The organism is Cystobacter fuscus (assembly GCF_002305875.1).
In the GTDB taxonomy this organism is placed as follows: Bacteria; Myxococcota; Myxococcia; order Myxococcales; family Myxococcaceae; genus Cystobacter; species Cystobacter fuscus_A.
On sequence record NZ_CP022098.1, the window covers coordinates 5,896,717 to 5,908,331 of the forward strand.

6 protein-coding genes are annotated in these 11,615 nt (G+C 69.3%); 2 read left to right on the top strand and 4 right to left on the bottom strand.

All coding sequences use genetic code 11. The features are described from left to right. Nucleotides 1-2: 2 nt before the first annotated feature. Both CYFUS_RS24000 and nhaA read right to left on the bottom strand, forming a co-directional pair. Nucleotides 3-1,697, bottom strand: coding sequence for an ABC1 kinase family protein (locus CYFUS_RS24000; protein ID WP_095992193.1), 1,695 nt, complete (start codon nucleotides 1,695-1,697; stop codon nucleotides 3-5). A 51-nt stretch (nucleotides 1,698-1,748) separates the two neighbouring features. Continuing rightward, the gene (gene nhaA / locus CYFUS_RS24005) at nucleotides 1,749-3,107 is read right to left on the bottom strand and encodes a Na+/H+ antiporter NhaA (protein WP_095987345.1); all 1,359 of its coding nucleotides are present in this window, start codon (nucleotides 3,105-3,107) and stop codon (nucleotides 1,749-1,751) included. A 308-nt stretch (nucleotides 3,108-3,415) separates the two neighbouring features. Between nhaA and mutS the strand changes: the two genes are divergently transcribed. Continuing rightward, nucleotides 3,416-6,034, top strand: a complete 2,619-nt coding sequence (gene mutS / locus CYFUS_RS24010) for a DNA mismatch repair protein MutS (protein WP_198316929.1) — start codon at nucleotides 3,416-3,418, stop codon at nucleotides 6,032-6,034. Between the two features lie 39 nt (nucleotides 6,035-6,073). On the opposite strand, the gene CYFUS_RS24015 is transcribed toward mutS, so the two are convergent. Then, nucleotides 6,074-8,155 (bottom strand): hypothetical protein, encoded by a 2,082-nt coding sequence (locus CYFUS_RS24015; RefSeq protein ID WP_095987347.1) that lies wholly within the window; start codon nucleotides 8,153-8,155, stop codon nucleotides 6,074-6,076. Between the two features lie 141 nt (nucleotides 8,156-8,296). Here CYFUS_RS24015 and CYFUS_RS24020 point away from each other — a divergent pair, with 141 nt between their 5' ends. Continuing rightward, the gene (locus CYFUS_RS24020; RefSeq protein ID WP_095987348.1) at nucleotides 8,297-9,295 is read left to right on the top strand and encodes a hypothetical protein; all 999 of its coding nucleotides are present in this window, start codon (nucleotides 8,297-8,299) and stop codon (nucleotides 9,293-9,295) included. Between the two features lie 49 nt (nucleotides 9,296-9,344). On the opposite strand, the gene CYFUS_RS24025 is transcribed toward CYFUS_RS24020, so the two are convergent. Next, complete coding sequence (locus CYFUS_RS24025) at nucleotides 9,345-10,820, bottom strand: OmpA family protein (RefSeq protein ID WP_095987349.1); 1,476 nt, start codon at nucleotides 10,818-10,820, stop codon at nucleotides 9,345-9,347. Between the last annotated feature and the right edge of the window lie 795 nt (nucleotides 10,821-11,615).

An 11,615-nucleotide genomic window follows, 5' to 3' on the forward strand; every position in this document is an offset into this window, starting at 1 on the left:
CCTCACCGCGGGGGATTCTTGTTGCCCAGCCACCGGCTCACGCGCACCTTGCCGAAGCGCTTGCCGAACAGGAACCAGGTGAAGGTGGCCCCGAAGAGCCCCGCCGACAGGGCGAGCCCCAACAGGCCCAGCACGGGCAGGCCGTGGAACTGCCAGGGCCCCGTCTGCGCGAAGGAGATGAACACCCCCACGATGGTGCCGCACGCGCACAGGCCCAGGAACATCACCAGCGCCGCGCTGCGCAGGCTGTCGTTGAGCCGATCGAACTGCTCGGCCCGCACCGTCACGCTGAACTTCCCCGACTCCAGATCCAGCAGGATCTGCGACAGCTGCGTGGGCAGGTCCGCCGCCATCGACTGGAAGCGCAGCAGGGTGCGCATCAGTCCGCCCTGCAACTGGCTCGGATCATACCGGTCCGCGAGCAGCTCCTTGGCGTAGGGCATCGCCACCTCGAGCACGTTCATGTCCGGGTGGAGGCTGCGCAGCATGCCCTCGGTGGACACCGAGGCGCGGCCGAGCAGGGCGTACTCCTTGGGCACGCGGATGTGGTAGCGCACCGCCAGGTCCAACAGGTCGCGCATGAGGCTGCGCGAGTCCACCTCGCCCAGCGTTGTCGTGAGGTACTTGCCGAGCAACGTCTCGATGTCGTTGCGGAAGCCCATCAGGTTGGCGCGCGAGTCCGGCGCGCCCACGCGGTAGAGGATGCGCGCCACCGAGTCGCTGTCCTTGAGTGCCACCGCCATCACCAGCATGACGAGCGTCTCCTGCATGACGCGCGTGAGCCGGCCCACCACGCCGAAGTCCAGCAGCGCCAGCCGGTTGCCCTCCAGCACGAGCAGGTTGCCCGGGTGCGGATCCCCATGGAACAGCCCGTCCTCGAAGAGCTGCCGGAAGCTCGTGTCGAGGATGTGGCCGGCCACCTCGCGCCGGTCCTCGGGTGAGAGCTGCGCCTGGCTCACCTTCACGCCCCGGACGAACTCCATCGTCAGCACCGTGCGGCTGCTGAGCGCCTCGTACACGCGCGGAATCGTCATGTACGGCCGGTTGCGGTGGTTCTCGAGGAAGGCGCGGATGTTGGCCGCCTCGTGCACGAAGTCCAGCTCCTCGTGGATGGCCCGGTCGAACTCGTCGATGATGCCCGTGGGGGAGTAGAGGCTCGTCTCCTCCACCACGGCCTCCAGCAGCCGCGCGAGCGAGCGCAACACGGCCAGGTCCGAGTCGATCTGCTCGGCGATGCCCGGCCGCTGCACCTTCACCACCACCTCGTCGCCCTCGAGCGTCACCGCGCGGTGCACCTGGGCGATGGACGCCGCGGCCAGGGGCCTGGGATCGATCTCCCGGAAGAGCTCCGAGGCGTCGCTGCCGAGCGACTCGCGGATGCGCGCATACACCTGCTCCAGGGGGAAGGGCTCCACGTGATCCTGCAGCGTGGCCAGCTCCTCGACGTACTCGCCAGGCAGCAGGTCCGCGCGCGTGGAGAGCACCTGCCCGAGCTTCACGAACGAGGGGCCCAGGTCATTGAGGAGCATCCGGAAGCGCCGCGCGGTGCTGGCGCGCTGGGTCTCGGCGGAGACCTCCACCTTCTCGCGGCGCCCGAGCATGCGCCACACCCCGGCCCGTTCGAACCACTCGCCGAAGCCGTGGCGCGCTGCGATGACCCCAATCTGCCGGAGGCGGTTCAAGTCCTGGAAGAGCACGGTGGGCGGCACCTTTCCACGGGCCCGGGCGCCCGGCAAACCCCAAGAATTTCAGGGTGCGTCCGTTCTCGGGTCTGGCGCGGGCTCGGGCGCGGGGAGGACCGGGGAGAAGCGCAGCAGCAGGTAGCCCACCACCGCGGACAACAGAGAGCCCAGCAGGATGCCCAGCTTCGCCTCCGCCAGCAGCCGCGGCTCGTTCGCGAACGCCAGCCCCGCGACGAACAGCGCCACCGTGAAGCCGATGCCCGCCACCACCGCCACCCCATGCAACTGTCCAAGCCGCGCCCGGCCCGGCATCTCCGCGAACCCCGCCTTCACGCTCGCCCAGGTGAACAGGAAGATTCCCGTCTGCTTGCCCACGAAGAGGCCGGCCATCACCCCCAGGGGCAGGGGCGCGAGCAGATCCGCCAGGTGCATGCCACGCACGGAGATGCCGGAGTTGGCCAGGGCGAACAGGGGGACGATTCCATAGCCCACCCAGCCGTGCCACAGGTGCACGAAGCGGGTGAGCGGCGGCTCGATGTCCTCCAGCCGCTCCTCGATGTACAGCAACTGGCTGGAGCGCACCTCCTCGTCCTCGGGCTCGTTGAGGAGCCGATCGACGAACCCGTGCAGCTCCTGCAGCACCTCCCGGCCGCGGCGCGTGGGGCGCGCGGGAATCATCATGCCGGTGATCACCCCCGAGATGGTGGCGTGCACGCCGCCATGGTGCAGGGCGTACCAGAGCGCCGTGCCCAGCAGCGCGTACACCACGCCATTGCGCACGTAGTAGTGGTTGCAGGCCGCCAACACGAGGGTGACGCCCAGGGCTCCGAGCAGCCACGACACGTGCAGTCCCGAGCCATAGAAGAGGGCGATGACCAGGATGCCGCCGATGTCGTCGAAGATGGCGAGCGCCGTGAGGAACACCACCAGGCCATGGCTCACCCGGCCCTTGAGCAGCGTGAGGCACCCGATGGCGAAGGCGATGTCGGTGGCCATGGGGATGGCCCAGCCCTTGAGCGCCGGGGTGCCCGCGTTGAACGCCGCGTAGATGGCCGCCGGCACCACCATGCCACCCAGCGCGGCGATGAGGGGCAGCAGGGCCCGGGAGGGGGAGCGCAGCTCGCCCGTGGCCAGCTCGCGCTTGATCTCCATCCCCACGAGGAAGAAGAAGATCGCCATCAACCCGTCGTTGATGAACTCACGCACGGTGAAGTGGGAGAGGGCCTCGCCCGCGCCGAGCGCCAGGGGGGCCTCGAAGAGCGCCTCGTAGCCGTGGGCCCAGGGGGAATTGGCCCAGACCATGGCCACCACGGCGCACAGCGCCAGGAGGATGCCGCTGCTGGCCTCGAGCTTGAAGAAGGCCTGGACGGGTGCGACGGCGGCCCGGAACAGCCGGGGAACAGGGGGCGCGGGGCGGGGGTCCATGTTCGGGACAGTTCGCACACCCGCGCCCTCGGAGGCCACGTTTTTGGTCGGGGCTCCCACCGATTCTTTCCCACCCGGGGTGCCTGCCCTCCAGGCGGGCATGGGCCCATGGGCGGAGTAGGCGTGAACGGGTGGACGGCGGAGGTCAGATGTTCTGTTGATCCCCGACGGAACGCGTGAGACAAGAGGCGGCGATGGGCGCGACGCAGGCGAAGGCAGTCAAGGGCAGCGGGGACGAGGTCGAGGCGGCGGTGGAGGGGGCGGGCGAGCCCTCGGCCGGGGCGCGGGAGATCGGCGCGCTCACCCCGATGATGCGGCAGTACCTCGAGGTGAAGGCGCTCAATCCGGACGCCATCCTCTTCTTCCGGCTGGGGGACTTCTACGAGATGTTCTTCGAGGACGCGGTGCGCGCCTCGGAGCTCTTGCAGATCACCCTCACCGCGCGGGCGAAGAACGCGGAGAAGGTGCCGATGGCGGGGGTGCCGTACCACTCGGCGCGGCGCTACATCACACGGCTGGTGGAGCACGGGCTCAAGGTGGCCATCTGCGAGCAGGTGGACGAGCCGGGGGCCGGGCCGGGCATCGTCCGGCGCGAGGTGACGCGTGTCATCACGCCCGGCATGGTGCTGGACGAGGAGGCGCTGGAGCCGCGCGCGAGCAACTTCCTGGCGGCGGTGTACCCGGGGGCCGAGGGCTTCGGGGCGGCGCTGCTGGAGGCGTCCACGGGGGAGTTCTTCTCCCTGGAGGCGGAGACGACGCAGGAGCTGGTGGAGGCACTGGCGCGGGTGGAGCCGCGCGAGCTGCTGGTGCCGGAGGGGCATCGGGACTCGCCGGAGACGGCCCTGGTGGTGTCCCGGCTCACGCGCACGCCGGCGGTGGCGGAGCTGGAGAAGGCGGCGTTCGAGCCCGCGCGGGCCGCGGTGTTCCTGCGGGGCCACTTCGCGGTGCAGTCGTTGGAGGCGTTCGGGTTGCAGGACGCGCCCCTGGCCACGGGGGCAGCGGGCGCGGCGCTGCGCTACCTCAAGGACACGCAGAAGACGGACGCGGCGCACGTGGATCGGCTCAGCCGCCAGCAGCGCGGCGGGCACCTGCTGATGGACGAGTCCTCGCGGGCCAACCTCGAGGTGCTGCGCACGCTGCGCGATGGGGGGCGCAAGGGCTCGCTCCTGGGGGTGTTGGATCGGACGGCCACGGGGCTGGGGGCGCGCAAGCTGGCGCGCTGGCTCGGGGCGCCGCTGTGCTCGCGGCCGGAGATCACCGCGCGCCTGGACGCGGTGGAGGAGCTGTCGCAGCGCAGCGTGTGGCGCGAGGAGCTGACGGTGGCCCTCAAGGAGGTGGGGGACATCGAGCGGCTGTGCGGCCGGCTGTCGCTGGGGGCGGGCAACGCGCGGGATCTGAGGGGGCTGGCGGTGTCGCTGGCGCAGTTGCCGCGGCTCGCGGCGGTGCTGGCGCGGTGCGAGGCGGGGCTGCTCAAGGCCCTGGGTGGACCGCTCGGGGCATTGCCGGAGCTGACGGAGCTGCTCCTGCGGGCGGTGGTGGACGAACCGCCGGCGACGCTCAAGGAGGGCAACTTCATCCGTCCGGGCTTCCACGCCGAGCTGGACAAGCTGGTGGCGCTCGCCACGCAGGGCAAGGACTACCTGCTGCGGATTGAAACGCGCGAGAAGGAGCGCACGGGCATCGGCTCGCTGAAGGTCCGCTACAACCGGGTGTTCGGGTACTACCTGGAGGTGACGAAGTCGAACCTGCACCTGGTGCCGGCGGACTACATCCGCAAGCAGACGATGGCGGGGGCCGAGCGCTTCATCACCCCCGAGCTCAAGGAGTACGAGGAGAAGGTCCTCACGGCGGACGAGCAGCGCGGCACGCTGGAGCTGGAGCTGTTCGAGCAGCTTCGGGCGCAGGTGGTGAAGGAGGCGCCGCGGCTGCGCTCGGCGGCGGAGGCGGTGGCCACGGCGGACGCGCTGTTGTCGCTGGCGCGGTGCGCGGCCGAGTACGGCTACGTGCGGCCGGTGGTGGACGACTCCGAGGTGCTGAGCATCACGGGGGGGCGCCATCCGGTGGTGGAGCGGATGTTGGGGGCGGGGGAGGCGTTCGTCCCCAACGACGTGAAGATGGACTCGGGCGAGTCGCAGATCCTCATCATCACGGGCCCGAACATGGCGGGAAAGAGCACGGTGATGCGGCAGGTGGCGCTCACGGTGTTGATGGCGCAGGTGGGCTCGTTCGTGCCGGCGAGCGCGGCGCGGATTGGACTGTGCGATCGGATCTTCACGCGCGTGGGGGCGGCGGACAACCTGGCGCGGGGGCAGTCCACCTTCATGGTGGAGATGACGGAGACGAGTCACATCCTGCACCACGCCACGCGGCGCAGCCTGGTGGTGCTGGACGAGATTGGCCGGGGCACGTCCACGTATGACGGCCTGTCCATCGCGTGGGCGGTGGCCGAGCACCTGCACGACAAGTGTGGGGCGCGCACGCTCTTCGCCACGCACTACCACGAGCTGGTGGATCTGGCGCGGGAGAAGCCGCGGGTGAGGAACCTGTGCATCGCCGTGCGCGAGCAGGGGGGCAAGGTGCTCTTCCTGCGCAAGCTGGTGTCGGGTGGGGCCAACCGCTCGTATGGCATCGAGGTGGCGCGGCTCGCGGGCCTGCCGCCGGAGGTGGTGGCGCGGGCGCGGGACATCCTCCAGAACCTGGAGTCGGGGGAGTTCGACGACAACGGCAAGCCCCGGCTGGCGCGGCGCGGCGCCCGGACGTCGGCGCCGGCCCCGGGTCAGCTCGGCCTGTTCGGTGGGGAAGGCGGGCCGAAGCTGGAGCCCGCGCAGCAGAAGGTGTTGGAGTCGCTCAAGGCCACGAAGCTGGACGAGCTGACGCCGCTCGAGGCCCTCAACCTGCTGGCGTCACTCCAGCGGGAGTTGAAGTAATCCCCAGCCAGCGGGTGGCGCTGACTGGGGACGGGCTACTCACCGAGGTGCTGTATTCCAGCACAGTGCATCGATCGGGTTGTCGGCGAAGTTGTTATTGAGCGAGGGGTCTTCGAGGTAATCGTTGAGCCCACTGTCTCGGGTTGCCGCGCACTCTTTCGCCTTGCTCATGGTGCTGTTGGTCATGAACTTCCCGAGTTCGCGGTGGACGTTCACATTGCCCAAGCCATAGACGGCGTCCTCTTGGTAGGGAGGGCTTTCCCCGCCTCCGTGCGAGACGAGCACATGGTCCAGTCGGCTTCCCGTGGCGTCCCAGAAATGGAGTCCGGCCCAATGGCCATTGGGGGCATTGGGGATGTCTGGAACGAAGCGGATGGGGGCGTCCGTTGTCCCCACGGCCTTCAGGGCACCCGGCCGGCCGCGAGCGCCGATCAGGATTGCCGCGCCCTGGGCGAGCTGGATCTCCGTCCCGGGAGCGAGGGTCAACGTGGGTGGGGTCGTGAAACCCACAATCATCGTACCGCGGAGCAGGTAGGGCATTCCCATGTTGGGCCACGTCTGGGTGTCGTAGAGTTCTCCATCGTGGAGCGCCAACGCATTGATGCCATTGTTCTGGAAGGTGAGCTCCGGGGGCAGTGTGCGGACGTTACCGGGCTGCATGAGGATGGGGTAGGTGCCGTTCTCGCGTGACGTCAGCCGCGCCGAGCCCGCGGCGAACCCCCCCCCATCCACCAGGACGAGACCGGGCTCACTGCTCCTGCGCACGACGAGATCGGTGGCGATGAAGGCCGTGGCCTGGATCAGGTTGCCATAGAGGTTCAGGTTGCCTTGTCCTGGCGTGGTGAAGTCGTCGGGCTTCGGCTCCGCGCCCGCGTACTCGATGGTGGCATGGGAGATGCGGCCCGCGTAGGCAGCAGAGGTCATCACATGGACACCCCGCCAATGGCCCGGCTGGGGGGCGTCCGCGTGGGCGGTGAGGAGGATGGGAGCTTCGGCCGTGCCGTCCAGCACCAATCCTCCATGGATGTCCCCAGTGGAGCCCACGAAGAGTCCCAGGTTGGCGCCAAAGCGCACCACCGTTCCGGCGGCCAGGGTGAGGATCGCCGGGGTGGTCTTGTCGCCGACGGTCAGCTCCTCATTGACGATGAAGGCAATGCCCGGGTTGGGCCAGGTCTGGGTGCGTGAGACCCGCGCGCCGGTGAGTTCCACGGCGTCGGGCTTGTTGCTCGTGAAGGCGCCACCCGTGGGAAGAGTGCCGGCCTGGTTGGCATCGATGCGCACCGCGGGGCCCTCGCTGCCCGAGACGGAGAGCCGGATCGAGCCGGCGCCGAAGGAACTGCCGTCACTGGCCACGAGGACGCCGGTGGACGCGCTGTCGCGCACCGACACGTCCTTGAGCACCGGAGCCGCCCCGTCGCGGATGACGAGACAGGCGCCCGCGCTCTGGGGGCCGCAGCCTGACAGCGTGACGTGCTCCAGTGTCGAGGCGCTGTCCTTGGAGGCGAGCACCACGCCGTTCCAGGAGCCGCGCGTGGCGCCGTTCTGGGCCTGCAGCAGGATGGGGGCCTCCGGGGTACCGGGGGCCCGCAGGGAGCCGTGGGCCACCCGCAGCTCCGCGCCCGGGGCGAAGCGCACCACGGTGCCCGCCTCCAGGGTGAGCGTGGCGCCCCCGTCCACCACGAGCGCGGCGCTCACCAGGTGGGGGTTGTTGGCGGCCCGCCAGGTCTCCGCGGCGGTGACGGGGGTGGAATGAACGGTGGGGGGCTTGGGGGTGACGGAGAGTGAGGCTTCACCCTGGCGCGTGGTGTCACCGGCGCTGGCGCTGGCGCGGATGGCCACGGTGCCGCTGGAGACGACCACGGTGGCGACCTTGCCCGAGGCATCCACCTTGGCGAGGGTCTCGTCACCGGACGACCAGGTGTAGGAGGACACGGTGAAGGGTTGACCGTTCTGGTCCGTGGCGCTGGCGGAGCACTGCGCGCCCTGGCCGGCCTCCAGGGTGGTGGGGGTACAGGTGACGGACACCTTGTCGAGCTGGGGCGGCTTGGGCTCCGGCTCACTGGGGCACCCCGCGAGCACCAGGAGCGATGGAAGCCACGGGAGGGCCTTGCTGAACTTCATGAGGTATGGACTCCTTTCCGACGAGCGGCCGGATGATAGGACGAAATCGAGCGCGAGTTGGATCGGCACCGGCTTCGCCCGCCGTCCTGCCTGGTCGACGGTGCGTTGCGACCCTGGATCACTCCCGATAATCTGCCGCGCATGCGAGTGGATGGCGCCAAGGGGGCTGAGTCAGCGGGGGCGGTGGATACCCTGGCGCTCGAGGGCATCAGCTCGCAATCGGCCTACGAGTCCTTCCTCTCCGCCGCCAAGGCTCTCGAGCCTGGCTTCATCGAGGAGTGCTGCGCCGACATCGTCCTCGCCTACCACGGTGTGAGCCACGCGGTGGAGCAGGTCCTGGGCGGAGGGGCCCAGAGCGTGAGCGGGTTGCCGCACGTCGATGTCGGGGATCTCTCGCTGCTCCCTCGGCTCGTGCAGGGCCTGGCCTTCGCCGCGCTCCGGGTGGAACGCGAGCGCGAGGCGGCCTCGTTCGGCCCCTTGTTCGAGCGCGTTCAACAGGTGCGGCGCAGGTTGCGCAAGGCCGCGGACGCCTTCGCCGAGGCTCATCTCCTGCCCGACCCGGACATCGACGAGGTCTGGCTTCACGCGCGGCAAGACGTCCTGGAGGATTGTCTGTCGCTCGTGGCGTTGTTTCGCAGGAACGCGGCGCGAATCGCGGGCCGCTCTCCCGTGACTCCCGACGAGGTTGACGCGGCGGAGCAGCTCGTCGGGCAATTGCGCATGCTGCTCGGGCAGCCAGGGGGCGCGAAGCAGGAGGAGAACGCGCTCGTCCGGGCCCTGGAGATGCGCGACCGGTTCTGGACGCTGCTCCACCAGCGCTATGATGTGCTCTGGCGGTGTGGTGCCTGGCTTTATGGCCGTGCGGTCGCGGAGCGGGTCCCTCCGCTTCCCGTTCGTCCGGCACTGGTCCGGCGCAACCCCAGCAACGCGAATGACGGGGCGGCCCCGCGCGTGGAGGTGGCGGTGTCGCGAGGCGCCAGCACTCCCGTCCTCATGCCCGTGCGAGGGGGCGGTCCGTCTTCCTCCCAAAGGGCGCCCGAGAGAACCTCGTCCCGCCACCTGGACGAGCTGCAGCGGGAGATGGATCGCAAGACGCGGTTCCTGGTCCGCATCGGAGCCCTTCCTTCCTCGCGCCGGTGAACCCTCCTCCCACCACCGGCGCGGGGCGCCGGGGCTGTGGACGGGGAGGCTAGGGAGGGGAGGACTGGGTGGTGGGTGGGGCGGAGGAGTCGGTGATGACGAGCACTTCCGCCCGGCGATTGAGCTGCCGCTCCTGCTCGGTGGCGGGCTGGGCGCTGACGGGCCAGTCCGAGCCAAAGCCCTGGATGCGCACCTGCGTCGCGGGAATGCCTTGATCGATCAGGTAGCGCCGGATCGCCTGTGCGCGCCGGACCGACATGAACGAGTCAGCGCTGTCCTTGTCCGAATGCCCCTCGATGAGGATGCGGCCCGCGTTGGCACGCTCCGCCATCCGCAGGACGGCCTGATCCAGCAGGGGAACCACTCCCGGCAGCTCCGAGCTGCCCCGCGCGAAGTGCAACTCCCCACGGAGCACGACCTTGTCCTGGGGACCGGGTTGGTAGGGCTTGGGCGGCGTGGGGGGTGCCATGTCGTCGGCCACCCGGGCCTCTCCACGACCCAGGGCATTGAGCTCCCAGGCGGCGACCGGACGGACCGGCTCCTCCGTGGAGGTGGACGGGGGCGTGGCCAGGACGAGTTGCAGTTCCTGGTCCGCGCGCTCATCCAGGAAGGAGATCTTGGGCGGAGGCTCGTTGCGGAAGGAAATGCCCATGATCACGCGGTAGAGCGGCGTCCCGAGCGCCTCCCCGACTCCCGGGCCGCCCAGCACGAAGGCGTCCAACGAGGGGACCAGGGGGAAGCGAATGCCACCCAGCAACTCGAAGGAGGGCTTGGGGTTGGCGAACGTCGCCCGCAGGGCCAACTCCCCTCGCAGACCCTTGCCCACCGTGGCCAGCGCGGCCCCGAGCCGCACCTCCGGGGACGCCCCCGAGCGGACCTCCCAATCCGAATCCGACGTGGGCAGGAGGATGTTGGGCCGGAACAGGACGCCGGCCTCGAGCGAGGTCTGGAACCAGCCCAGCTCCATTCCCGCGGTCATCCGCGCGTGGTAGCGAAATCCGTCATCGCCGGCCAGCGCCGTCCCGGTGCCGAACGGAAGACCCACGCCCAGGTCCGCCGCCAGATCCACCGGTTGCCGGCGGCGCCGCGACAGCACCCCCAACCGCACCTGGAGAACGGGAGTTCCCAATCCCTGCGCCGTCAGCTCTGCCAAGCCCACGCCGCTGGGGTTCGCTCCCCTTTGAAAGAGCACGATCGGAAGCTGGGCGCCCACCTCCAGCCACGGCAGGATCCCGTAGCTGGCCGAGAGCAGGGCCGTGGCCCGGTCCTGGACGACCTCGAGCCTGTCCCCAGCGTCGCGCAGCACGAGCGGCAGGTGCTGGTAATGCCCCAGCAGGTTCACGTTCAGTCCCTGGGGCACCAGCAGTTCGCCGTTGCCGACCAGCAGCGTGCCACGCCCGATGTTCGTCTCCAGTCGCTCCAGCTCGAAGCCCGGCAGCCGATCCCCGCTTTGCGCGGCGGCCAGCGGGCAGCCCAGCAGTGTCGCGGTGATTGCGAGCCGGATCGGGAATGAAGGTAAGCTCATGATCAGGTAGAATCCTACCGCTCTTTTCGTGGGGAGTGACAAGTGTTCCGACTCTACGTGCTGGCTCTGCTTCTCCTTGGCGGCCTGGTCTCCTGCGGGCCGAGCGACGCCGAAAGGGCCGCGCTCGAGGATTCGCTCTGGGTGAACGCCATGGAGGAGGCGCTCGTCATCAACCCCGACGCGGGGACTCGCGTCATCACCGACCGCGACGCGGGGATGCTCAGGTTGGAGTGGGACGGAGGCGGACCTTTAGCTAGTACGGATTGTTTGAAGTGCCGGAGCCCCTATGCGTATCGCTGCCCGGGAGCGGTCGACTCTGCTGAATTCAAGCGGTCCCTTGGTTATATCCTTCCGCGCGGGCTGGTCGTCGTGGGAGCCAAGGCCAATGTCTATGGCGCCACGGTTAATGCGCCGGGCACCGGGCAGGTTGTCGTCAAACTGAACGACCGCACCCTGACGACTGGTGACGCCGGGTATCCCAACATCCAATCGACGAGCCGGGGTTGCTCAGCGAGTAGCTACAGGTGCGACGGGCCCAGTAACGGAGCGAATGGCGTAGCGGTCTCCGTTTTGGACAAGGTCAATGGAATCGGGTGGATTACCGATACGGGCACGGCCGCGGGTGCGGACGGTGGGACGCCGGGGGCAACGGACGCGGGGACAGCGCAAGGCAACCAATTCGTACTGGTACCGACCAGCACTGGCTACTGCATTTCGCACGCCGACCTCGAACTGACGGTTGTCGAACGACACATCCTGGCAGCTCCCACGACACTGGAGTTCGACCATCAGGTG